Raw genomic sequence first — 25,173 nt, forward strand, 5'->3', positions numbered from 1 at the left:
AGCCTCTAATTATTAAAATGTTTTATCTGGAGCTCTGGTGTTTAAAACTGTGCCTATTATCCCACACTCCCATCAATAAACCGATGATTAACCCTGAGGTATGTGCAGCATTGGCAATATGCATACCTAAAATATCGAAGTAGCCAAAAAAGAGCCAGATAATTGAGAATATCATGAGCCCTCGAGGAACGTTAACCCCGCTTTCTGGTCGACGTTCACCGGTTAACCAAACATAACTAACAAGGGCATAAACAACCCCGGATAAACCACCAAAGTTATTCTCACTAAACAGTGACTGCCCCCAATTACTAAACAGCGCGGAGACTAATAGGATGGTAAATAATTTTCCTGTTCCCAGTTTTCGTTCAACTTGCCCTGCAAGGAACCACCATAAAGCAAGATTAAACCCAATATGCGATAATGAAAAGTGAACAAATGCAGGACTAAACCAGCGCCAAAGTTCAGTTTGTTGTTCGCCAATTGGCCACGCTAAGTAACGTAACACCTCGCGTGCATCCGTCATCTCTACCCAAAGATATACAACAATAGACAATAGAATAACAGCAATAGTTAAAGGCCCTGATTGTCCTTTTAGGTAATGCCATGTGAGATAGTTTCGATATTGAAATTGGGTGTCTGCGTTTCCTGTATGCCAGCTGGCTTCTAGGTAGCGAGGGTGATTAGGGTTTTGTAAAAAAATATCGAGTTCTTTGCGTACTTGAGAAATAAATTGGTCATCTTCCAACCAAAGCTCAAATAATTGTTGTTCCTGCGATGGCTGCATTTTTAAATGAATATTTTGGTTTGCCATGTAATCAACAAATGCTTGTGCCATTCTTGGATTAGCGAAGTTGGTGATGTGGATCATGAATGCATTTTCTCATCTAGAGAGCCGTAACGGCTTGTGGATATTCCCTTAGCCATGCTTCAAAACCGCCATTGATACTATATACAGATTCGAAGCCAGTATTGATCAGATATTGTGCAGCGCCTTGGCTACTGTGCCCATGATAGCACATGACCATCACCGGTCGTTCATAATCCGTTTGTTCTAAAAATTGACGAAGTGATTCATTGGTCAGGTGATAAGCTCCTGTCGCATGGCCCGCACGGAAGCTCTGTGGATCACGTACATCAACCAGAGTTGCAGTGCCATCTAACCAATGTTGATAGGCTTGCTCAGGTGTTAGTGTCTCAAAATGGTCCATAAAATACCAAATGTAGTAGGGAAAGCCCCATTAAAAGTAAAACGAGGGGCACTCGTATGTAAAAACGAGTGCCAAATACGGTAGCGATTATACTAACTAGTAGAAAGAGTGCTCGCCACGTTGGTGTTCTGTCAGGTCTTTAACGCCTTTTAGTTCGCCATCAAACATTTTCAGAAGTTCTTTCTCTATGCCTTCTTTGAGCGTCACATCGACCATGGAACACCCATTACAGCCACCACCAAATTGCAGGATGGCAAAACCTTCATCGGTGATTTCCATCAAGGAGACACGACCGCCATGGCTAGCGAGTTGTGGGTTAATTTGTGACTGTAAAACATATTCAACACGTTCAATGAGTGGCGCATCGTCAGAGACTTTACGCATTTTCGCATTTGGTGCTTTAAGTGTCAGTTGTGAGCCCAGTTGGTCAGTGACAAAGTCAATTTCAGCTTCTTCTAAGAATGGGGCACTAATTTCATCAACATAAGCTGATAATTTTTCGAACTTCAATTCTTTATCTGTAGCTTCAACGGCGCCAGGAGGGCAATAAGACACGCCGCATTCAGCCGTTGGTGTACCTGGATTGATAACAAATACACGGATTTGGGTGCCTGGCTCTTGATTTTCCAACAACTTGGCAAAGTGAGCCTGCGCTGCTTCTGTAATATTAATCATAATCATTTGCTCAATAATAGTTGACTGCTTTAGTTGGTTATAATACGCCCATTTACCTCTTTCCTACAAGGTGCGACACAGTGACCATGCATCAACAGTATGCGCTCCCGCACAAATCAGCAATTGTGCTGCGGCATTCATTGTAGAACCCGTTGTAATAACATCATCAATAATGGCGACATGCAGGCCTGAAACAGGTACTTTTAGGAAAAATGCTCCCTTCAGGTTATTTCGGCGGTGCTCACGTTTTAGTGTAATCTGTGCCAGTGTATCACGACTGCGCTCTAATGAATTTGGCAAATAGGGGATATTTAACCACCTGGATAAATTTTCGCCTATTAAGGCCATATGGTCAAATCCTCTCCACCATAAGCGGTGGTGATGCAAAGGAATAGAGATCAGTAGGTCTGGTTTTTGCCATTGCTGGTTTCGATAACCCGTAAGCCAAAATAAACCGAAAATTCGAGCTAAAGAGAAGGCAATCTGAGGACGTTTGCTAAACTTAAAGTGGTGAATAAGTTTACGTAACGGTGCTTGATATGGGGTAACTGCGATCAGCCGGTGCCATGCAGGGGGCTTTTTTAGGCATCGACCACATTCGAGAGTCGCCTGCTCACAGGGTAAAGCACAACGAAAACAACAGACTGGCATGATAGGTAACGCTTTAAGACAATAAGAACATATGCCTTGGTGTTGTAATTTTAGTGATTGACGGCATAGCCAACAGCCCCCTTCCATTGTTAGCATAGTAATGTCCTGTTAAAAATATTCGACTAAGAAATGAATAAAAGAGAGTGTAACCATGGCAAAGTTATATTGGCAGACCGTTGGTGAAGGAAAACAAGATCTTGTGCTACTACACGGATGGGGGCTGAATGCACAAGTCTGGCAAACCATAATTCCGCGGCTCGCTTCGCATTTTCGCATTCATTTAGTTGACCTGCCTGGTTACGGTCGCAGCCAAGGTTTTTCGCCTATGAGCATTCAACAAATGGCTAATATTCTTTGGGAACACGCGCCAAAAAATGCCATTTGGTTAGGGTGGTCGTTAGGGGGATTAGTGGCAAGCCGTATTGCGCTTGACCATCCCTATGAAGTCCAAGGACTAATAACGGTAGCATCCTCCCCTTGTTTTAAAGCCGATGACCAAGATTGGGCTGGGATCAGAGCGGAAGTACTGACGGGTTTCGAAAATCAGCTAGCGGCTGACTTTCACCGTACAGTCGAGCGTTTTTTAGCGTTGCAGACATTAGGAACAGAAAGTGCGAGAAATGACGCCAGAACGTTAAAATCGGTGGTGCTTGAACAGCCTATCCCAACTGTGGAAACGTTAAATGCTGGACTTGAATCATTGCGGACAGAAGATTTACGTGATGAATTAAAACAGTTACCGATCCCTTTCTTACGTATTTATGGTTATCTCGATGGTCTAGTACCACGCAAAATGGTACCTATATTAGATGAGCTTTATCCTAACTCACCATCCGTGATAATGCGCAATAGTGCCCATGCGCCTTTTATTTCCCATCCCGATGAGTTTTGTGAGTACCTGTTGGATTTCCAAAGTCGTATTGAGGAGTAGCTATTACTTTATCTTATAGACAAAATGTGCACAGTTGGTGCTTTCGGGGCAGCCCTTACAGCTGCTCCCTGTTAAACAGGCACTGATGTCCACTTTTTCAATTTTGCCTAGGCTTACTAACTTTTCAGCCATGGCCTCGACCAATGATGTGGGAGCATTGAGTTGTTCACTGAGAAAAGCAATGTCAGCCTGCCCATATAAGGCAATTAAATCCCTAATTTGCAACAAGCTGACCATTACGTTATTTCCTTAGTGGCAGGCATTACCTGAACATTCAGAGCATTGTGCCGCAGTTTTACTTTTAATATTCAATGTGACACGGCTACGGACACGGCGTAAAAACATAAACAGCGCAAGGTTGAAAACAATCACAGCAACAATTGTAATCAAGCTACGTTGTGGGTGCTCACTGAATGTTGCTGTTTGATAGAATAAAGCCGCAAGGCTATATGCCACATTCAGCCCCCAAAGGATGGAGAAACTCATCCAGCTTTTATTGGTTTCACGAGCGATGGCTCCCATGACGGAAACGCAAGGCACATAGAGCAGGACGAAAATCAGGTAGCTATAAGCGGCAATACCGGAACCAAATTTCGCTGCCATGGTGCCCATAGAGCCAGATTCCATTTCGCCATCGCCTTTACTCGCTTCGATTGGGTTGGATAATGCACTTAAAGTAAAGGTTTCTTTTAGACTATCCCACGTTTCGGAGACCGCATCCTCTAATTCGTCCCATAAATTAAAAGATTTAGCATCGAATGGCTCGGCGGTAATAGCCTCAGCGGTGTACAGGGTATTGAGTGTACCCACGACCACTTCTTTGGCCATCGCACCGGTGATTAAGCCTACAGTGGCTTGCCAGTTATCGGCATGTACTCCAATAGGTTGCAATGCAGGCGTAATCACTTTACTCACCGAAGCAAGAGCTGAATCATTGATATTATCAACGGGTTTGCCAGAGAACGAGAAGCTGTTTAATGCGCCGATGAAGATACTAGCGACCACGATAACTTTACCTGCCCGTACCACGAAGCCTTTTAAACGTTGCCAAGTTTGGATCAACAACGTTTTGATGTGAGGGACGTGATAAACCGGTAATTCCATCACGAAAGGTGAGGCCTCACCCCGCATTAGAGTATGTTTTAATAATAATCCCGTCAGGATAGCGACCACAATGCCTAAGATATACAAGGAGAAAACCACGCTAGCGCCATTTTTGCCGAAAAAGGCTGCTGCGAAAACCGCGAAGATAGCGAGTCGCGCACCGCAAGACATAAAGGGAGCCATCAGGACGGTGATCAGTCGCTCACGAGGAGCATCAAGGGTACGTGCGCCCATAATTGACGGGACATTACAGCCGAAACCGACAATCAATGGGACAAAGGATTTACCCGGTAGGCCGAGAGCTTGCATTAACCTGTCCATGACAAAAGCCGCACGCGCCATATAGCCGGAGTCTTCCAACACTGATAGGAATAGATACATCATACCGATTTGTGGAACTAATGGTAAAACGGTATTAATCCCTCCGCCTACACCTTGGGCAAGGAAGATAGTTAGCCAATCTGGGAAATTAAAATAGGCACCAACCCATTGGATTCCATGAATAAATATAGCTTCAGATGCACCTTCAAAGAAAGGTTGTAATGCCCCACCAATGTTAATGGCTAAGACAAACATCAGGTACATGACAAATAAGAAAATGGGAACACCGAGCCAGCGGCTGAGGATAAATTTATCCAGTGATTGTGTCAGCCTGTTCGGCTCTGCGGCACTATTATTAATAGCGGTATTACAAATTGTTGCAATAGATTGGTAACGCGCATCCGCAATAAGTAGCTCAGGTTCTTCGTTCAGACTTTCTTTGAGTTGTTGGCGTGTTGAACGTAGTTGGCCTTCTGTGATCTCCGCCCGTTGACGGCTATAGATATCACCTTCAAGGATTTGTAATGCTAACCAGCGACGCTGTTGATGGCTAAATTGTTGTGATGATATTTTCTCAGATAATGAATCAACAGCTTGTAATAACTGAATTGGGTACTCGACAAGAGCTTTTTGGCTATTTTGTGGGTGAGTATCAATGGCTTTTTTTAATTCATTGATACCAGTTGCGCGTGTTGACACTAATGGAATAACTGGGCAGCCCAGTTGTTTCTCTAATTGGGTAATATCGATATCTATATGTTGGCTTTGCGCGATATCCAACATATTCAGCGCCACAATACATGGGACGCCTAACTCCACTAATTGTAAAGTGAGATAGAGATTACGTTCTAAGTTTGAAGCATCCACCACATTGATTAACATGTCAGCTTCGCCACTTAGAATGAAGTAACAAGCGATTTGCTCATCAAGGGAGGTTTGTTCAGAAATCGTGGTTAAGGAATACGTTCCCGGTAGGTCTACAAGCTCAATTTTATGGTCGTCTGTATGGAAGCGGCCAACTTTGCGTTCAACCGTGACACCTGCCCAGTTACCAACTCGTTGTCTCGATCCCGTCAATTGGTTGAATAGGGTCGTTTTGCCTGCATTGGGATTACCAATTAAGCCGATGGTCAATCGTTTCATAGTGTTTGCCAATAATATAAAAAGAATACTTAAGCGGTAGGCGCTTCATCAAGATTAAGCAGGGCGAGATCCTTTTTGCGTAGTACTAAGCTCACGCGATGCGTTTCTATCTGCACAGGGTCACCAAAAGGCGCTAATCGCACCACTTTGAATATAGAACCCGGTAGCAAACCGAGGGAAAGAAGTTTTTGTCGGTAAGCAGGGCTTATCTCTGGTGAGAAACCAATGATTTTATAACTGCATTGAGGAAGTATAGCCATAGTGTCTTCCTATTAATTCCATTTATAATGATATTGGTAAATATTGTTAGAAAAGTTTGTATTAACAAGTAAATACAGAGACAAACAAAAACAAACCTAATTAACAATGAGAATCATAATCATCTACTTTCGTTATATTTAGCCTCTTTTTTCGTCAGTTTGACTTGATGTGGATCAATCAAGCAGTGAGTTGCTGGTGTTTTCTTAAATAGGGATGGACAGGGAAATGGAGTAAAGGCTGGGATAAATTTACCTAAGTTATGAAAGTGATTAAGACATTTTTTTGAAAAATAGGCATCTCAGCGAGTGGAGATGCCTATTAAAAAATTAACGTTTCTTACCGAATGCAGCAGCGAGTGCATCACTCATGGCACTGTTACCCGCAGACGTTGAGCTCTGATGTGAGTTACCTCGTGATTGTGGTGCTTTGCGCGCATTCTTGTCTTGTGTTGGTGCAGCGCGACGTGGTGCGCTATTGGAATCCCCAGCTTGCTCGTCTAAACGCATTGTTAACGCAATACGCTTACGGGCAATATCAACATCCAACACTTTAACTTTTACAATATCACCCGCTTTCACCACTTTGTGTGGGTCTTCAACATAACTATTTGAAAGTGAAGATATATGGACGAGTCCATCTTGATGAACACCAATATCGACAAAGGCTCCAAAGTTGGTCACATTGGTGACGGCACCTTCTAAAATCATGCCAGAGGTTAGGTCATTCATGGTCTCAACCCCTTCAGCGAAAGTGGCTGTTTTAAACTCAGGGCGTGGGTCACGGCCCGGTTTTTCCAATTCTTTAATAATGTCTGTCACAGTAGGTACACCGAACTGCTCGGTTGTGAAATCACGCGGGCTCAGAGCGTTAAGGACCTGTGAATTTCCCATGATTTCTTTCAAGGGTTGGCGGACAGATTCAAGAATTTTTTCAACAATCGGGTATGCCTCAGGGTGAACGGTAGACGCATCTAATGGATTTTCACCGTTCGTGATGCGTAAGAAGCCCGCACACTGCTCAAAGGCCTTAGGCCCAAGGCGCGCCACTTTGAGTAACTGCTTTCTATCGTTAAATTGGCCGTTTTCATCACGCCAATCTACAACGTTTTGAGCGATCATTTTGCTTAAACCCGCGACGCGAGTTAGAAGTGCAACAGAGGCGGTATTTAAATCGACACCCACGGAGTTAACGCAGTCTTCAACTACCGCATCGAGTTTGCGAGCAAGTAGGGTTTGGCTGACATCGTGTTGATATTGGCCTACACCAATAGATTTAGGATCAATCTTCACCAGCTCTGCAAGGGGGTCTTGTAAGCGACGAGCAATTGACACCGCACCACGTAAAGAAACATCTAGATTTGGGAATTCGAGGGCAGCTAATTCAGAGGCTGAGTAAACCGAAGCACCAGCTTCACTGACAATTACTTTTTGTGCCGTCACTTCCGGGTATTGTTTTTGTACTTCAGCAAAGAAACGTTCAGTTTCACGCGAGGCGGTACCGTTACCAATCGCGACTAACTCAACATGATATTTTTGGCAGAGCGCCGCAATGATTGTCGCTGCTTTTGCCGCTTGTCCAGTGTGCGGGTAAATGGTATCGGTAGCGATAAGCTTACCCGTAGAATCAACAACGGCAACTTTTACCCCTGTGCGTAAACCGGGATCGAGGCCCATAGTGGCTCGCATACCTGCAGGAGCTGCCATCAGTAAGTCATTGAGATTACGAGCAAATACATTAATCGCTTCTTCTTCAGCTTTTTCGCGTAACGCACTCATCACTTCAGTTTCTAAATGCAGTAATACTTTAACGCGCCATGTCCAGCTAATCACGGCTTTGCGCCATTGATCTGCGGGGGCGTTATTCAAATGCACATCTAAATGGCGCGTAATAATTTCTTCGCAGTAACTTTCTTTCGGTGGCTCATCAAATTGAGGGTCACAGTTTAATGACAGCTGCAAAATACCCTCATTGCGACCACGGAACATCGCGAGTGCGCGATGTGACGGAACTTGAGCCACTGGTTCATGGTGTGCAAAGTAGTCGCTAAATTTCACACCTTCTTCTTGTTTGCCTTCTGCAACAACAGAAACTAGGTGCGCATTTTTCCAAATATAGTCACGAACTTTGGCAAGTAAGGTGGCATCTTCGGCAAAACGCTCCATAAGAATGTAACGTGCACCATCTAAAGCCGCTTTTACATCTGCCACACCTTTATCTGCATCAATATAAGTTTGTGCAAGTTCATCAGGAGACAGGCTAGGGTCAGCCCACAACGTGTCAGCTAAAGGCTCAAGCCCTGCTTCAATGGCAATTTGGCCGCGTGTACGACGTTTGGGTTTATAAGGTAAATATAGGTCTTCAAGCTCAGTTTTATTCAATGTGGTATTGATTGCAGAAGTCAGCTCAGGGGTCAGTTTGCCTTGTTCTTCAATTGATTTGAGAATGGTTTGTTTACGGTCATTGAGTTCACGTAAATACCCTAAACGGCTTTCTAGCTGGCGAAGCTGAGTATCGTCCAACCCACCGGTAACCTCTTTGCGGTAACGTGCAATAAATGGGACAGTATTCCCTTCATCTAATAATGTGATGGCAGAAAAAACCTGTTTCGGCTGGGCTTGCAGTTCCGCTGCAATAATTTGGCTTAGAGTTTCATTCATGTCGTGTTTAAATACCTACTGAAAGAACAATTAAAAAATTTACTGCACTGTTATACTTGGTGGTAGAGAGAATTTCCAGACTGAATTTGAGCCTGTTAGTAGGAAAGTCTCAGATTATGTTCTATAAAATGTTACCACTATTGTTTCTATTGACTAATATTCTAAGGTTATGGCGAAAAGTCTTTTAATTACGCGTGAAGGTTGGGATACCCTAGATAAAGAGCTAAAGTATCTATGGAAAGAAGAGCGACCTCGAGTCACCCAATCTGTCTCTGAAGCAGCAGCTCAGGGGGATCGCTCGGAAAATGCAGAGTATATTTACGGTAAAAAAAGATTGCGTGAAATTGACAGGCGCATTCGTTTTTTATCAAAAAGATTAGATCAGCTTAGAATTATTGAGCCTGATCCTCGCCAAGAGGGACGTATCTTTTTTGGCGCATGGGTCAAACTTGAAGATGATAATGGAAATATCAGAATATTCCGTATCGTGGGTGCTGATGAGTTTAATCCTGCAAAACAATGGATTTCAATCGATTCCCCCGTAGCGCGAGCCCTGATAGGTAAACAGGTCGATGATGAAATAACAGTAAATACACCAGGGGGGCAGGTAACCTATTTCGTTTTAGAAATAAGCTACCAACCACTAAGCAGTTGAAGTGTAAAATGATTCATTAAATCCTATGTTAGTGGTAAATTAGTAAGCATAAATGTTGCTTTTACGAACATGGACTAGAAAAATAATTTGAAAGATGCACATCTTGAGGGCTACAAAATGCAGGAAAGTTATAAGATTCTTGTCGTCGATGATGATATGCGTTTACGTGCACTGCTAGAGCGTTACCTCACTGAGCAGGGTTTTCAGGTAAGAAGTGCCGCAAATGCAGAACAAATGGACAGAATCCTGACAAGAGAATCTATTCATTTAATTGTATTAGATTTAATGTTACCGGGTGAAGATGGTTTATCCATTTGCCGTCGTTTGCGTAGTCAAAATAATCCGATCCCTATCATTATGGTGACAGCAAAAGGCGAAGAAGTTGACCGCATTGTTGGTTTAGAAATTGGTGCGGATGATTATATTCCAAAACCTTTTAACCCTCGTGAATTGTTGGCTCGTATTCGTGCTGTATTGCGCCGTCAAGCCAATGAGTTACCTGGTGCACCATCTCAAGATGATGCCATCATTACATTTGGTAAATTTAAATTAAATCTTGGGACGCGTGAAATGTTCCAAGGTGATGAAAATATGCCATTAACCAGTGGTGAGTTTGCAGTATTAAAAGTTTTGGTTTCTTATCCGCGTGAACCATTGTCTCGTGATAAGCTAATGAGCTTAGCGCGTGGTCGTGAATACAGTGCGATGGAACGCTCTATCGACGTACAAATTTCACGTTTACGCCGTATGGTTGAAGAAGACCCCGCACATCCTCGTTATATCCAGACAGTTTGGGGATTGGGCTATGTGTTTGTTCCAGATGGAAGTAAGGCATGAAGCGACTGAGGTTCTCACGACGTAGCACATTTTCTCGTTCGTTGTTTTTGTTCGTTGCGCTATTATTTGCGAGTCTTGTAACCAGCTATATGGTGGTGTTGAACTTTGTTGTTATGCCAAGCTTACAACAATTCAACAAAGTGCTGGCTTATGAAGTTAGAACATTGATGACAGAGAAAATGGTTCTACAAGATGGAACCTCAGTGCGGGTTTCCCCGGCGCTACGTAAGAAAATCTATAATGAATTAGGTATTACTTTTTATGCACACTCTGCGGCGATGGAAGAAGGACTGAACTGGGCCAAAGAGTATGATTTTCTGAGCGAACATATGTCGGAGTATCTAGGTGGAAAGGCCACTGTGCGTCTTGAACTTGGCCGCGAGTATCCGATTCTATGGCTAACGTCTTACCTTGCACCTGATATTTGGGTGCGAGTCCCATTGACTGAAATAGGTCAAAATCAATTTTCACTTGTTTTTCGCTATACATTAACCATTTTTCTCACCATTTTTGCGGGGGTCTGGTTATACATTCGCTACCAAAATAAGCCATTACTTGAATTGGAGTACCATGCAGGTGAGGTAGGTAAAGGGATTGTTTTACCCCCTATGCAGGAAAAAGGGGCGACTGAGGTAAGAGCGGCTATTCGTTCTTTTAATCATATGGCCGCAGAGATTAAAACCTTAGAAAATGACCGAACTGTCTTAATGGCAGGGGTTAGCCACGATTTAAGAACACCATTAACGCGAATTCGTTTAGCCACAGAAATGATGAGTCCCGAGGATAGCTATCTGGCGGAGTCTATCAATAAAGATATTGAAGAATGTGATGCTATTATTGGCCAATTCATGTCTTACCTAAAAACAGGGCAGGAGATGGATATGGAGTTCTGCGATCTTAACGTTATCTTAATGGAAGCGGTAAATTCAGAAAGTAATGTGATTGGTGAAATTGAAACGGCTCTAGAGCCAGATTCAATGATTGTTAATGGTAATCCATTAGCGATTAAACGCGCGATTACCAATATGATTGTTAATGCTTACCGCTATGGTAATGGGTGGATTAAAGTCAGTAGTGGTAAAACAGAAGATAGTGTTTGGTTCCAAGTAGAAGATGACGGTGTCGGTATCAAAGAGGAAGATATCCATCGTTTGTTCCAACCATTTGTGCAAGGTGAAGAAGCTCGTAGCAACAAAGGGACAGGCTTGGGACTGGCGATTATTCGACGGATTGTTGATGCTCATGAAGGGAGTATTGAGGTTCATAAGAGTGAGCGCGGAGGATTTGCGATTAGGGCTTTGCTTCCTCTTAAAGAGAAAGAAGACTGATATCTCGTCATATTTCAAGCTGTAGGGGGGTAACCTACACTCAGCTCCCCTAGTCACATACTTATGTATGCTCCTAGGGATATCTTCGCTTGGCGCCTACCGACAACTTGAACTATTTAGAGCTATCCCTTTACTCTTCACACTTTGCACCGCAGCGTTGTTGGCTGCGACACAAATTGTTTTGAGTATTGTTCTATGGTCAGCAATATAAAAATATTTTTCGCTTTTATGACAGTCTGTCATTTTTCTTTTTGGCATCAGTGTTGAAGCTATAAATGTTTAACTACTTGAATTTTATAATATAAAATTTTATTTCCCTTCGTTTTTACTTTCTTTCCAATGAAAAAATAATCAATTGTCATAAAACTGTCATAAAAACGACATGTTGTCGTAACTAAATTGTCCTATTTTTCCTACCGTGACATACACCCAACAATTTTATACTTGATTGTTTCTATACATCCCCGGAGGGATTATGAAAATGACGCGTACCACCTTAGCAAGCGTAATGGCAGCAACTTTATCTCTGACTGCAATGTCTTCTTTTGCTGCTACCAGCCTGACGGGAGCTGGCGCGACCTTCCCTGCTCCTGTTTATGCAAAGTGGGCAGACTCTTATCAGAAAGAAACAGGTAATAAAGTGAACTATCAGGGGATTGGTTCTTCTGGTGGTGTAAAACAAATTAATGCAAAAACAGTTGATTTCGGTGCATCTGATGCCCCATTGACTGACGAAAAACTCAAAGAAGATGGTTTATTCCAGTTCCCAACCGTCATCGGTGGTGTCGTACTGGCAGTAAATGTAAAAGGTATCGAATCTGGCCAATTGACGTTAGATGGCAACACATTGGGTGATATCTATTTAGGTAAAATTACCAGATGGAATGACCCAGCAATTGTTAAATTAAATCCGAATGTTAACCTTCCAGACCAAGCTATTGCAGTTGTAAGACGCTCTGACGGTTCAGGTACAACATTTGTCTTTACTAGCTACTTAGCAAAAGTCAGTGCAAGTTGGAAATCAGATATTGGTGCAGGTTCAACGGTTAACTGGCCGAAAAATAGCGTAGGCGGCAAAGGTAATGACGGTGTTGCGGCTTTCGTTCAACGTCTGCCAGGTTCAATTGGCTATGTGGAATACGCTTACGCAAAACAAAATAATCTTGCGTATACTAAACTTATCTCTGCGGACGGCGAAGCCGTGTCTCCGACAGGCGAAAGCTTTAGCGCGGCAGCGAAAAAAGTGGACTGGTCTCATTCATTCGCTCAAGACCTGACAAATCGTGATGGTGCTAATGCATGGCCAATTACGTCAACCACTTTCATATTAGTACACAAACAACAAGCTAATGCAGAGAAAGGTAAAGCCGTTCTCGACTTCTTCAACTGGGCTTATGACAAGGGGGGTAAACAAGCGGAAGCATTAGATTACGCTATTTTACCTGAAGAAGTTGTGACAGCAGTTCGTGCGGCATGGAAAACAGAAGTTAAAGATAGCCAAGGTAAAGCACTGTTCTAAGTGTGCCTCGGGTTGGAAATGGCGGGTAAGCGCTGAGGAACAGCGTTTACCCGCTTATCGTAGTAACGCAATCCTACTGTAAAAGTAGGAATGGAATGAGAACAAAGCGCATGGCCGAAAAAACAACGGCATTTAAAGCTCCCAGCAAATCAGGTGATGTGATTTTTGGTGCACTGGTAAAAATTGCCGCGCTAATCACTTTGTTAATGCTAGGTGGCATCATTATTTCCCTTATTTTTGCATCTTGGCCAAGTATGCAGAAGTTTGGGTTTTCGTTTTTATGGACTAAAGAGTGGGATGCTCCCGCTGAGCAGTTTGGGGCGCTTGTGCCAATTTATGGCACTATCGTAACCTCATTGATTGCTTTGATTATTGCCGTCCCCGTGAGTTTTGGGATTGCATTATTTTTAACTGAGCTGGCACCTAATTGGCTAAAACGTCCACTCGGTATTGCTATTGAGTTACTTGCGGCAATTCCAAGTATTGTTTACGGCATGTGGGGGTTATTTGTTTTCGCTCCTCTGTTTGCGGAATACTTCCAAGAACCTGTCGGTAATGTGATGTCGAGTATTCCCATTGTGGGCGAGCTATTTTCCGGCCCTGCTTTCGGGATAGGTATTTTAGCCGCGGGGATTATCCTCGCAATTATGATCATTCCTTACATTGCTTCTGTAATGCGTGATGTATTTGAACAAACGCCTGTAATGATGAAAGAGTCAGCCTACGGTATTGGCTGCACCACATGGGAAGTGATTTGGAATATCGTACTACCCTACACCCGTAATGGGGTAATTGGTGGGGTGATGCTTGGTTTAGGCCGTGCATTAGGTGAAACGATGGCGGTGACTTTCGTAATTGGTAATACTTACCAGCTCGACAGTTTTTCCTTGTTCATGCCCGGAAATAGTATTACATCTGCGCTGGCAAATGAGTTTGCGGAAGCAGAAAGCGGTTTACATACTTCAGCCTTAATGGAGTTAGGTCTTATCCTGTTTGTTATCACATTCATTGTGCTGGCGATATCCAAGCTGATGGTAATGCGTTTAGCGAAGAACGAGGGCCGTTAATATGTCGACATCTCAACCTATTATCGTTAACGAAAAAGAACGAGCCCGTCGTCAGGCATGGCGCCGCCAAGTGAATAGAATGGCACTATTTGTGTCAATGCTAACGATGGCTTTTGGCCTGTTTTGGCTAGTGTGGATTTTATTCTCGACAGTGACGAAAGGGATTGATGGTATGTCCCTCAACCTGTTTACTGAAATGACGCCCCCCCCAAATACAGAAGGTGGTGGCTTAGCTAATGCCATCGTAGGGAGTGGTTTGCTAATTTTATGGGCAACCGTTATTGGAACGCCTTTAGGGATTTTAGCGGGAATTTATTTAGCGGAGTATGGTCGTAAATCTTGGTTAGCCTCAGTGACCCGCTTTATTAATGATATTTTATTATCAGCTCCATCAATTGTTGTTGGTCTGTTTGTGTACACCATCGTGGTTGCACAAATGCAGCATTTCTCGGGTTGGGCTGGGGTAATCGCACTGGCATTGCTGCAAATTCCTATTGTTATTCGTACGACTGAAAACATGTTGAAATTGGTTCCAGATAGCTTGCGTGAAGCGGCTTATGCACTGGGTACACCAAAATGGAAAATGATTTTATCGATTACGCTAAAAGCATCTGTATCCGGGATTATTACAGGGATCTTGCTGGCCATTGCGCGTATTGCGGGGGAAACCGCACCACTCCTATTTACTTCACTGTCTAATCAGTTCTGGAGTACAGACATGAGTGAGCCAATTGCTAACTTACCTGTGACTATCTTCAAATTTGCAATGAGTCCATTCTCTGAATGGCAAGATCTGGCGTGGGCTGGGGTGCTATTAATCACCTTGTGTGTTCTGCTCATTAATATCATTGCGCGCGTTGTGTTTGCACAGAAAAAACACTAAGCACCGGATAATTAAAGATTTATAGAGAGAAGTAACCATGATTAATGCAAACGAAATTGCAAACTGTAAAATTAAAGTTCGTGACCTCAATTTTTACTATAACAAGTTTCACGCGCTGAAAAATATCTCTTTAGACATTGAAAAAAACAAAGTGACCGCGTTTATCGGCCCGTCTGGTTGCGGTAAATCCACGCTATTGCGTACCTTTAATAAAATGTATGAACTGTACGGTGAGCAACGCGCAGAAGGCGAAATTTTATTAGATGGTCAAAATATTCTGACCGATAAACAAGATATTGCGTTGTTACGTGCCAAAGTGGGTATGGTGTTCCAAAAACCAACCCCCTTTCCGATGTCAATCTACGATAATATTGCATTCGGTGTGCGCTTATTTGAAAAGTTATCGCGTGTCGAAATGGATGAACGTGTGCAATGGGCGCTGACAAAAGCGGCATTATGGAATGAAACTAAAGATAAGTTGCATCAAAGTGGTTACAGCTTATCGGGTGGGCAGCAGCAGCGTTTATGTATTGCGCGTGGTATTGCGATTCGTCCCGAAGTTTTGTTATTGGATGAACCCTGTTCAGCGCTTGACCCAATTTCTACCGGGCGCATCGAGGAGCTGATCAGTGAATTAAAATCAGAATACACCGTGGTGATTGTTACCCACAATATGCAACAAGCAGCACGTTGTTCTGATTACACGGCATTTATGTATTTAGGCGAGTTGGTTGAATTTAATCACACCGATAAAATGTTCACCACTCCAGAAAAGAAACAAACTGAAGATTATATTACTGGCCGCTACGGTTGATATGGAGCCGACGATGGATACGCTGAATCACAACAAACATATATCGGGGCAGTTCAATGCAGAACTGGAACATATCCATACTGAATTGATGACAATGGGAGGGCTGGTGGAAGAACAGCTCACCAAAGCCATCACGGCAATGCATAATCAGGATGAAGCCCTAGCACGTGAAGTCATTGAAAATGACGATAAAGTCAACATGATGGAAGTGGCCATTGATGAGGAATGTGTGAAAATCATCGCTAAGCGCCAGCCAACAGCGAGTGATTTGCGCCTGATTATGGCTATTTCAAAAACCATTGCGGAGCTTGAAAGAATTGGTGATGTCGCAGATAAGATTTGCCAAACTGCGCTGGAGAAATTCTCCCATCAGCACCAGCCATTACTGGTTAGCCTTGAATCGTTAGGTCGCCATACCGTTCAAATGCTGCATGATGTGTTAGATGCTTTTGCGCGAATGGATCTTGAAGAAGCTATTCGCATTTATCGTGAAGATGAAAAAGTTGACCAAGAGTATGAAGGCATTGTGCGTCAATTGATGACTTACATGATGGAAGACCCTCGTACGATCCCTAGCGTGTTAACTGCACTATTCTGTGCGCGTTCAATTGAACGTATCGGTGATCGTTGCCAAAACATTTGTGAATTTATTTTCTATTATGTGAAAGGCCAAGATTTTCGTCATATTGGTGGGGATAATCTTGAGAAGATGTTAACCAAATAATACTCGTCATATTTCGTGCTGTGGCGGTTTTGGCTGTACTCGGCTACTCGCTTGCCGCCTAGCCACAACACGAACCATTTATAGCATTGGTGCATTAGATCAATATATTCAAGAGCTTTTAGGTTCTTCTATCGACTTTCTTCTTGCTCAGTAAGAGTCTATTGATGGTTTAACCATGTTCAGGGGCCTTTGTATAAAGTTTGCCCCTTTTTTATTAGATTCATTATTCCATTTAGTTATAAATATATTATTTAATATTATTTCAAGTGCTAATAAATAGTTGATAGCGTGTGATGGTCGGTTTACACAAATTTACCATCAGGGGTGTTCAATGAAAGCTCGTATTCTAACGACTGTTTTACTTACAGGTTTGGCGCTGACAGCGAATGTCGCTAGCGCAGATAAATTAGATGATATCAAACAAGCGGGTGTGATCCGTATTTCTGTTTTTGATAGTAACCCTCCATTTGGCTTCATTGACCCACAAACTAAAAAATTAGCGGGTTATGATGTCGATATCGCGCAAGAAATTGCGGATGGATTAGGCGTGAAATTGGAGCTGCGTCCTACTAACCCAGCGAATCGTATCCCTCTGTTAACATCAGGTAAAGTTGACCTGATAGGTGCTAACTTCACCATTACTGATGAGCGCGCAAAACAAGTCGATTTTTCTATCCCTGATTTTGCTACCGGGCAGAAATTTATTGCGCGTAAAGGCGTGTTAAAAACCCCAGACGATATTAAACCACTACGTATCGGTGCAGATAAAGGCACAGTACAAGAAGTGACGCTGCGTGAGCGCTTCCCTGATACGAAAGTAATTTCTTACGATGATACACCACAGGCCTTTGCAGCACTGCGTAATGGTAACGTACAAGCTATTACTCAGGATGATGCAAAATTAGTGGGCTTATTAGGTAACTTACCTGAGAAAGTTAAAGCAGACTTTGAAATTTCACCTTTTAGCTTAACTAAAGAATACCAAGCACTAGCAGCAAGCAAAGGTGAAACTCGCTTGGTTGAAAACGTCAACGAAACACTATTGAAACTGGAAAAAGACGGTAAAGCCGAGGTGATTTATAACCGTTGGTTTGGTCCTGAAACTAAAGCAGCTCAACCTCGTGGCGATTTCAAATTTGCGCCGCTGAGCGAACAACAACCACAGTCTTAATTTAGAAAGGCTAGTTTGTGTTGTTCATATTACCCCGCACTGTGCGGGGTTCTTGGTTATAAGACCAAGCCATGTGGTGTTAAAAAATAGGTAGTGGCTATGTTTGAGAAATTTTTTAGTGGTGATTTTTGGTCTGCGCATCTTTTAGCACCACAATACTTAGAATGGTTCGGTTATGGTTTTTTGATCACCGTTTGGATTTCGGTCTGCACCATTATTGCCGCCACCTTCTTAGGTTTTTTAGTTGCATCAGCAAAGGATAGTCAGATTGCACCGCTTCGTTGGGGTGTAAATATCTATATTTCTATCTTCAGAAACACACCTTTGTTGGTGCAGTTATTCTTCTGGTATTTTGCCTCGGGTGAAATTTTGCCATCATCTGTCATGGAATGGCTAAATACACCTCATGAAATTCAATTCGTTGGGGTCATTATCGGTTGGCCTTCTTTTGAATTCTTGGCAGGCTTTATTGGTTTAACGTTATACACAGTGCCATTTATTGCGGAAGAAATTCGTGCGGGGATCCGCGGGGTACGCCAAGGCCAAAAATATGCCGCTTTCGCATTGGGGCTAACCTCATGGCAGGCCATGAAATTAGTGGTATTACCGCAAGCCGTTAAAATCGCGATGCCGCCATTACTTGGCCAGTATATGAATGTCGTGAAAAACTCGTCGCTGACGATGGCGATTGGTGTCGCTGAATTGTCTTATGTATCACGCCAAGTGGATAGCCAATCCTTGCAAACCTTTACTGCATTTGGTGTGGCAACTGTTTTGTATATTGCCATTATTGCCGTCATGGAAGGGTGGGGACAATGGCGACAACAGCGTAATTTAGCTCAGGGGGTGTAACATGGATTTTTCGGTGATTGAGCAAAATTGGCAATATTTACTGTTTGGTACTTTCCCTGATGGTCCCTTAGAAGGGGCGGCTTTGACGCTGGTGATCAGCTTACTTGCAGGTGCGGCCTCTATTGTGCTTGGGACATTGGGTGGAATAGCTTTAGCGATGTTGCGAGGCTTCTGGGTTAACCTGTTTGCCGCAGTTTTAGGCTTTTTCCGTGCAATTCCGGTCATTATGTTGATTTTTTGGACTTACTTTCTGTTGCCAATTTTACTTGGTACAGAGATCCCCGGGATCGCCACTGTCGTCTGTGCGTTAGCCTTGATCACCTCGGCGTATTTAGCGCATGCGGTCAAGGCAGGTATTTTAGCGATTGGTCAGGGGCAATGGCAGGCGGGAATGTCTTTAGGTTTTAGCCGCTGGCAGGTACTGTGGAATATTGTGTTACCGCAAGCCTTGCGCATGATGGTCCCATCGTTTATTAACCAGTGGGTGGCTCTAATTAAAGATACCTCTTTGGCTTATATCGTTGGGGTGGCGGAATTATCATTCTTAGCCACACAAGTGAATAACCGCGAGATGGTCTATCCCCTAGAGGTGTTTTTATTTGTCGCGTTTATCTATTTTGTAATGTGTTTTGCGGTAGAAATTATTGCGAACGTACTGGCGAAAAAACTCGGTGCGCAACGTGAACCCAAGAAACAGGCTGCGAAATATCGTTTATTGTTTTGGCGTCGACAAAAACTGCTAGCGCTTTCCTAAATTGAAAATGGTGGTGAAATCGCCACCATTTTCTCATCCCTCTATTTTGAATTATTTTTATTATTTCATCTTGGTGTATCAGTTAGTTAGGATATTTTTGCTTTTAGAGTTTCACGCAATCGTTTTCTTTTGCGATTTTTAATTGTAGTATAGGGCGAAAAAAACTTTTTTTGGGCGCGATATTTAATGAGTAATCAATCTTCTAGCTCGGCGCAACCGCAGGGCTTGTTTCAGCGTGTTTTTAAATTACAAGAACATGGTACGACGGTACGAACAGAAGTCGTTGCAGGCTTCACGACCTTCCTGACGATGGTATATATCGTCTTTGTTAACCCACAAATTCTCTCTATTGCAGGAATGGACATTAAGGCGGTGTTTGTCACCACTTGCCTGATTGCCGCTATTGGCAGTATCTTCATGGGGTTATTGGCAAATTTACCGATCGCGGTAGCACCTGCAATGGGGCTGAATGCCTTTTTTGCTTTTGTGGTCGTCGGGGCGATGGGATATTCATGGCAAATCGCAATGGGGGCAGTCTTTTGGGGGGCAGTTGGATTATTCATTTTAACCCTATTTCGTGTTCGCTATTGGATTATTGCCAATATTCCGCTTAGCCTACGTGTTGGTATCACCAGCGGTATCGGCTTATTTATTGCCATGATGGGACTGAAAAACTCAGGCATTATCGTCGCTAACCCAGATACATTGGTTTCAATTGGCAACCTGACTCACCATAACGTTTGGTTAGGGGCGCTGGGTTTCTTTATTATCGCCATCCTTGCCGCTCGTAATATCCACGCTGCTGTGTTGGTGTCTATTGCTGTTACGACATTGATTGGTTTGGCATTGGGTGATGTGAAATTTGCGGGTGTGTTTTCAATGCCGCCAAGCATCTCTAGTGTGGTTGGCCAAGTGGATTTTAAAGGCTCTTTAGATATCGCGTTATCAGGGGTGATTTTCGCCTTTATGTTAGTTAACCTGTTTGACTCATCGGGCACTATGATTGGTGTGACCGATAAAGCAGGGATCACCAATGAGCGCGGCACTTTCCCGCGTATGAAGCAAGCTTTGTATGTGGATAGCTTAAGTTCAGTTGCAGGCTCTGCAATGGGCACTTCATCGGTGACCGCGTATATTGAAAGCTCTTCAGGGGTTTCTATTGGCGGTCGCACTGGTTTAACGGCGATTGTTGTCGGTATTTTATTCTTATTGACCATGTTTATTTCACCGCTAGCGGGTATGGTTCCGGCTTATGCGACTGCGGGCGCATTAATTTACGTGGGCGTTCTGATGACCTCAAGTTTGACTCGTGTGAAGTGGGATGATTTAACGGAGTCTGTCCCTGCATTTATTACGGCAGTGATGATGCCATTTAGTTTCTCGATTACGGAAGGTATTGCGTTGGGCTTTATTGCTTATTGTGCAATGAAAATTGGTACAGGGCGCTGGCGTGATCTGGGGCTGTGCGTGATTTTAGTCGCAGCGATGTTTTTACTGAAGATGGTTCTTGTCGACGCTTAAAATGCGCTTCATATTTTGAACTGTAGCAGTGTTAGCTACGTTTGCTAACCCTAGTCACATACTTTTGTCTGCGTCTAGGGATTAGCTTCTCTTGCCACAGCTCAAACTATTTAGAATTACTCAGTATATTTTGTATAGCGGTGCAATTTTTTAAATTCATTTAATGAGTTAGACATTTCTCTTTCTTCTATTCGAATCCCTCTACATGCAACACAAATTATTTAAGGTATAATCATTAAAGTACTGTTGCGAAGGCACAGTGAAATAAAAAATCCACTGAACTTGCAAACTAGTGCTTTCCCCCCTAATGGGAACCTGCTAGATTTCGCAGCAGAAACTGACTTTATCAAGGTATCAGACCATGAATTCACCAAAAAAACCGGCTGCTAAGCCAAAGAAAAAGTATCGTAAAACTAAAGAAGAGCTAAATGCGGAAGGACGTGAGCGTAAGCGCGAGAGAAAACATCGTGGTCATAAATCCGGTAGCCGTAACCAAGAATCCGCTTCTAATGGAGCAAAAGGTGTGCAATCTACTATTGCAGACCCACGTCTTGGTAGTAAAAAACCCATTCCATTAATTGTCGAAGATAATAAACCCGCTGCGCGTCCAGTGGTGAAAGAAAAGTCAGTTGCTAAAGAAAAACTGACGCCAGAAAAAGAGCTGGAAATGCTGGAAAGTGATGATCGCTTAGATAGCATTTTAGCGCGTCTGGAAGATGGTGAAACCATCACAGCAAAAGAACAGCAGTATGTTGATACGTGTTTAGATCGTATCGATGAACTGATGAATATTCTTGGTATTGAATATAGTGAAGAAGAAGAGGAAGAAGACGAAGAAAAACTTGATGACATTATGCGCATCTTAAAAAGTAAATAATTTCGTTTAAACGATCCCTCGTGCTCGCGGGGGATTTAGCTATTTTTCTGCTAACACACTTTTCTTTGATGTTGCATCAAGTCTCTTTTCGCTAACATATTTATAATATTATGTAAGTTGTGAAACTTTCACACTCATCAAATAACAATTAAATAAGGTGCAACCCGCTGTTATGGTTTGATCTTTGGGTCAATTGAGGAATGTTATGTCAGAGCAAAATATTGTTTGGGATCTTTCTCTCATTCAAAAATACAATTATTCAGGGCCACGTTATACCTCGTATCCCACCGCCTTGGAATTTAATCAAGATTATGATGAGAATGCGTTTGTTCAAGCAACGCAACGTTATCCCGAGCGCCCTTTATCGCTCTACGTCCATATTCCTTTTTGCCATAAGCTTTGTTACTTCTGCGGCTGCAATAAATTAGTGACTCGCCAAAAGCATAAGGCGGATGAATATCTACAAGTTATCGAAAAAGAAATTATCCAACGAGCCTCATTATTAAAAGGCCGTATCGTGACCCAAATGCATTGGGGCGGTGGGACGCCCACTTATCTTGATAAAGCCCAAATTAGCCATTTAGTTGGTTTATTGAAAAAGCATTTCCATTTTGCGGATGAGATGGAAATGTCCATCGAAATCGACCCGCGTGAGATTGAACTAAATATGATAGACCACTTGCGCCATGAAGGGTTTAACCGCTTAAGCATGGGAGTACAGGATTTTAATAAAGAAGTTCAGGTGCTGGTTAACCGTGAGCAGGACGAAGAGTTTATTTTTGCCCTGATTAAACGAGCCAAAGAAATGGGGTTTACCTCAACGAGTATTGATTTGATTTATGGTTTACCAAAACAAACTCCTGAAAGTTTTGCATTTACTCTTAAGAAAGTGGCAGAGTTATCACCAGACAGACTCAGCGTATTTAACTATGCCCACCTGCCTAATTTATTTGCGGCGCAACGTAAAATCAAAGAGGCAGATTTACCGAGTGCAGAGCAAAAATTAGATATTTTACAGGACACTATTGCCACTCTCACTGGCGATGGTTATCAGTTTATTGGTATGGATCACTTTGCGCGTCCAGAGGATGAGCTCGCCATCGCACAGCGTGAGGGGATTTTACATCGTAACTTCCAAGGGTACACCACCCAAGGTGATTGTGATTTGTTGGGGTTAGGCGTTTCTGCGATCAGTATGTTGGGGGATAACTACGCGCAAAACCAGAAAGACTTGAAAACCTATTATGCACAGGTTGAAGAGCAGGGGCATGCTCTGTGGCGTGGGTTAATGTTGACGGATGATGATTGCTTACGCCGTGATGTTATTAAAACGTTGATTTGCAATTTCCAATTGAATTTCGCGCAAATTGAAGAGCTATACCCAATAGATTTTAAATCTTACTTTAAAGAAGATTTAGAGTTATTGAAACCGATGGCTGAAGATGGGTTGGTTGAAATGAGCGAAGCGGGTATCAAAGTAACTCCACAGGGGCGTCTGCTTATTCGTAATATTTGTATGTGTTTTGATGTGTATTTGCGCAATCAGATGAGGCAGCGCCAGTTTTCCCGCGTCATCTGATGTTCGTCATATTTCGTGCTGCCACTTTGTTGTTTTCATTCAGCCATGCGGGTTACATACTTAGTGTGTGCTCCCCGTGCTGTCTTCATTTTGACGCCTAGTGGCAACGCGAACTATAAAATGTAGCATAGGCAGAAAAGCTGCGGGTACATGAGTCTAAATAGGCGCTATAAAGTTGGTTATTCAATCCCTAATTCTTTTAATTTGCGGGTTAAAGTGTTTCTCCCCCAGCCTAATAAACGGGCGGCTTCTTGCTTATGGCCATTCGTGTATCGTAATGCGCAATTGAGCATGGTTCGCTCAAGTAATGGCACTGTTTGTGAGAAAAGATCTGTTTTTCCTGCCATTAAGGCACTATCTGTCCATTTTGCTAATAATTCAAACCATTCTTCGTTGTTAACATGTTGTATTTGACTTATGTTTGGCTGAGATTTTGCCTCTGTCGTATTTTTTACAAGGTGCTCTTCCAATAAGTCGTCAGGGAGGTCTTGTGGTAAAATTTCTTGGCTAGCAGCCATGACAGTTAGCCAACGGCAAACGTTCTCTAATTGGCGCACGTTACCCGACCAGTAATAGCGTTGAAGGATTTTTTCGCTATCAGGGTGCAGTACTTTACTTTCAACACCTAACTCTTTGGCAGTATTTTGCAAAAAGTAGTGGGCGAGCCGAGGAATATCTTCAATGCGCTCACGCAATGGCGGTAGTTGTACGCGGATGACATTCAGACGGTGGAATAAGTCTTCCCGAAATAGTCCTTCTTCTACGCGTTTTTCTAAGTTTTGATGAGTTGCGGCGATAATGCGCACATCTACGTTGACAGGCGTATAACCGCCAATACGGTAGAATTGCCCTTCCGCAAGCACGCGCAATAAACGGGTTTGTACATCCAAAGGCATATCGCCAATCTCATCTAAAAATAACGAGCCATGGTTCGCTTGCTCGAATCTACCTTGGCGGACTTGCGTGGCACCCGTGAAAGCGCCTTTTTCGTGACCAAACAGCTCGGACTCTATTAAGTCTTTAGGAATAGCCGCCATATTTAAGGCAATAAAAGGCTCATTAACGCGAGGGCTGTGTTGGTGTAATGCATGGGCAACTAACTCTTTCCCCGTCCCTGATTCACCGTTGATGAGCACACTGATAGATGAGCGTGATAGGCGGCCGATGATCCGATAAACTTCTTGCATTGCAGGAGCCTCGCCAATCATGGTTGAAGAAACAACGGGGGCGGGTTGTTTAGCTTCACGGTCAGTATGGTTTTGTTCTCGGCTATGATTAAGGGCGCGTTCGACTAATGCGACAGTTTCATCAATATCGAAAGGTTTGGGGAGATAATCAAATGCCCCTGATTGATAGGCATTCACGGCAGCATCAAGGTCTGAGTGCGCTGTCATGATAATAATCGGTAAAAGGGGGTGCGATTGTTTAATGGTATTTAGCAGCTCAATACCATTTGTGCCTGGCATACGGATATCAGAGAGCAACACATCAGGGCATGAGGCTTCTAAGGCCGCGAGAACGGCATCAGCACTATCAAAGCAGGTACAGGTAAACTCTGCATTATTGAGTGCGCGCTCTAATACCCAACGAATAGAACTGTCGTCATCAACAACCCAAATTTTTCCCTGCATCATGGTTATC

At 43.1% G+C, this 25,173-nt stretch carries 24 protein-coding genes; 15 read left to right on the forward strand and 9 right to left on the reverse strand.

Annotation, left to right across the window (positions count from 1 at the left end; genetic code table 11):
* Positions 1-22: 22 nt before the first annotated feature.
* The 4 genes from glpG to ACLPIE_RS16160 form a co-directional block, all read right to left on the reverse strand.
* Positions 23-868 carry a rhomboid family intramembrane serine protease GlpG gene (gene glpG / locus ACLPIE_RS16145; RefSeq protein ID WP_430262739.1) on the reverse strand — a complete coding sequence of 282 codons (846 nt, stop codon included), beginning with the start codon at positions 866-868 and terminating at the stop codon, positions 23-25.
* Positions 869-884: 16 nt separating this feature from the next.
* A complete protein-coding gene (glpE, locus tag ACLPIE_RS16150; protein WP_430262740.1) occupies positions 885-1,208 on the reverse strand; it encodes a thiosulfate sulfurtransferase GlpE in 324 nt (107 codons plus the stop codon).
* Between the two features lie 96 nt (positions 1,209-1,304).
* Entirely contained in the window at positions 1,305-1,883 is a 579-nt protein-coding gene (nfuA, locus tag ACLPIE_RS16155; protein WP_047756247.1) for a Fe-S biogenesis protein NfuA, read from the reverse strand.
* Positions 1,884-1,946: 63 nt separating this feature from the next.
* Positions 1,947-2,630, reverse strand: a complete 684-nt coding sequence (locus tag ACLPIE_RS16160; RefSeq protein WP_430262741.1) for a DNA utilization protein GntX — start codon at positions 2,628-2,630, stop codon at positions 1,947-1,949.
* Between the two features lie 55 nt (positions 2,631-2,685).
* On the opposite strand from ACLPIE_RS16160, the gene bioH reads away from it, so the two are divergent.
* Positions 2,686-3,465, forward strand: coding sequence for a pimeloyl-ACP methyl ester esterase BioH (gene bioH / locus ACLPIE_RS16165; protein ID WP_430262742.1), 780 nt, complete (start codon positions 2,686-2,688; stop codon positions 3,463-3,465).
* 3 nt (positions 3,466-3,468) lie between these two features.
* On the opposite strand, the gene ACLPIE_RS16170 is transcribed toward bioH, so the two are convergent.
* The 4 genes from ACLPIE_RS16170 to ACLPIE_RS16185 all read right to left on the reverse strand — a co-directional run bounded on the left by ACLPIE_RS16170 (position 3,469) and on the right by ACLPIE_RS16185 (position 8,951).
* Positions 3,469-3,702, reverse strand: coding sequence for a FeoC-like transcriptional regulator (locus tag ACLPIE_RS16170; RefSeq protein WP_430262743.1), 234 nt, complete (start codon positions 3,700-3,702; stop codon positions 3,469-3,471).
* A 12-nt stretch (positions 3,703-3,714) separates the two neighbouring features.
* Positions 3,715-6,033, reverse strand: coding sequence for a Fe(2+) transporter permease subunit FeoB (gene feoB / locus ACLPIE_RS16175; RefSeq protein WP_430262744.1), 2,319 nt, complete (start codon positions 6,031-6,033; stop codon positions 3,715-3,717).
* A gap of 29 nt (positions 6,034-6,062) precedes the next feature.
* On the reverse strand, positions 6,063-6,293 hold the full coding sequence (gene feoA / locus ACLPIE_RS16180; protein ID WP_430262745.1) for a ferrous iron transporter A: 231 nt from the start codon (positions 6,291-6,293) through the stop codon (positions 6,063-6,065).
* Positions 6,294-6,620: 327 nt separating this feature from the next.
* The gene (locus ACLPIE_RS16185; protein WP_430262746.1) at positions 6,621-8,951 is read right to left on the reverse strand and encodes a Tex family protein; all 2,331 of its coding nucleotides are present in this window, start codon (positions 8,949-8,951) and stop codon (positions 6,621-6,623) included.
* Between the two features lie 169 nt (positions 8,952-9,120).
* Here ACLPIE_RS16185 and greB point away from each other — a divergent pair, with 169 nt between their 5' ends.
* From greB to hemN, 14 genes are all read left to right on the forward strand, one after another.
* A complete protein-coding gene (greB, locus tag ACLPIE_RS16190; RefSeq protein ID WP_430262747.1) occupies positions 9,121-9,606 on the forward strand; it encodes a transcription elongation factor GreB in 486 nt (161 codons plus the stop codon).
* Positions 9,607-9,723: 117 nt separating this feature from the next.
* A complete protein-coding gene (gene ompR / locus ACLPIE_RS16195; protein WP_430262748.1) occupies positions 9,724-10,443 on the forward strand; it encodes an osmolarity response regulator transcription factor OmpR in 720 nt (239 codons plus the stop codon).
* Positions 10,440-11,771, forward strand: a complete 1,332-nt coding sequence (envZ, locus tag ACLPIE_RS16200) for a two-component system sensor histidine kinase EnvZ (protein ID WP_430262749.1) — start codon at positions 10,440-10,442, stop codon at positions 11,769-11,771. The genes ompR and envZ overlap by 4 nt, the downstream gene beginning before the upstream one ends.
* A 475-nt stretch (positions 11,772-12,246) precedes the next feature.
* On the forward strand, positions 12,247-13,290 hold the full coding sequence (pstS, locus tag ACLPIE_RS16205) for a phosphate ABC transporter substrate-binding protein PstS (protein WP_430262750.1): 1,044 nt from the start codon (positions 12,247-12,249) through the stop codon (positions 13,288-13,290).
* Positions 13,291-13,400: 110 nt separating this feature from the next.
* Entirely contained in the window at positions 13,401-14,357 is a 957-nt protein-coding gene (pstC, locus tag ACLPIE_RS16210; RefSeq protein WP_070929472.1) for a phosphate ABC transporter permease PstC, read from the forward strand.
* A gap of 1 nt (position 14,358) precedes the next feature.
* The gene (gene pstA, locus ACLPIE_RS16215; RefSeq protein ID WP_430262751.1) at positions 14,359-15,240 is read left to right on the forward strand and encodes a phosphate ABC transporter permease PstA; all 882 of its coding nucleotides are present in this window, start codon (positions 14,359-14,361) and stop codon (positions 15,238-15,240) included.
* 37 nt (positions 15,241-15,277) lie between these two features.
* Entirely contained in the window at positions 15,278-16,054 is a 777-nt protein-coding gene (pstB, locus tag ACLPIE_RS16220) for a phosphate ABC transporter ATP-binding protein PstB (RefSeq protein WP_430262752.1), read from the forward strand.
* Between the two features lie 13 nt (positions 16,055-16,067).
* A complete protein-coding gene (phoU, locus tag ACLPIE_RS16225; protein WP_430262753.1) occupies positions 16,068-16,778 on the forward strand; it encodes a phosphate signaling complex protein PhoU in 711 nt (236 codons plus the stop codon).
* Positions 16,779-17,109: 331 nt separating this feature from the next.
* The gene (locus ACLPIE_RS16230; RefSeq protein WP_430262754.1) at positions 17,110-17,949 is read left to right on the forward strand and encodes an ABC transporter substrate-binding protein; all 840 of its coding nucleotides are present in this window, start codon (positions 17,110-17,112) and stop codon (positions 17,947-17,949) included.
* A 99-nt stretch (positions 17,950-18,048) separates the two neighbouring features.
* Complete coding sequence (locus tag ACLPIE_RS16235; protein ID WP_430262755.1) at positions 18,049-18,801, forward strand: amino acid ABC transporter permease; 753 nt, start codon at positions 18,049-18,051, stop codon at positions 18,799-18,801.
* A gap of 1 nt (position 18,802) precedes the next feature.
* Positions 18,803-19,555: an amino acid ABC transporter permease gene (locus ACLPIE_RS16240; protein ID WP_430262756.1), complete on the forward strand. Its 753-nt coding sequence runs from the start codon at positions 18,803-18,805 to the stop codon at positions 19,553-19,555.
* 186 nt (positions 19,556-19,741) lie between these two features.
* On the forward strand, positions 19,742-21,076 hold the full coding sequence (locus ACLPIE_RS16245; RefSeq protein WP_430262757.1) for an NCS2 family permease: 1,335 nt from the start codon (positions 19,742-19,744) through the stop codon (positions 21,074-21,076).
* A 361-nt stretch (positions 21,077-21,437) separates the two neighbouring features.
* The gene (yihI, locus tag ACLPIE_RS16250; RefSeq protein WP_430262758.1) at positions 21,438-21,953 is read left to right on the forward strand and encodes a Der GTPase-activating protein YihI; all 516 of its coding nucleotides are present in this window, start codon (positions 21,438-21,440) and stop codon (positions 21,951-21,953) included.
* 205 nt (positions 21,954-22,158) lie between these two features.
* The gene (gene hemN / locus ACLPIE_RS16255; protein WP_430262759.1) at positions 22,159-23,532 is read left to right on the forward strand and encodes an oxygen-independent coproporphyrinogen III oxidase; all 1,374 of its coding nucleotides are present in this window, start codon (positions 22,159-22,161) and stop codon (positions 23,530-23,532) included.
* 179 nt (positions 23,533-23,711) lie between these two features.
* Here the strand turns inward: hemN and glnG are convergent, their stop codons facing one another.
* Entirely contained in the window at positions 23,712-25,166 is a 1,455-nt protein-coding gene (glnG, locus tag ACLPIE_RS16260; RefSeq protein ID WP_430262760.1) for a nitrogen regulation protein NR(I), read from the reverse strand.
* Between the last annotated feature and the right edge of the window lie 7 nt (positions 25,167-25,173).

The organism is Providencia sp. Me31A (genome assembly GCF_050487165.1).
GTDB lineage: Bacteria > Pseudomonadota > Gammaproteobacteria > Enterobacterales > Enterobacteriaceae > Providencia.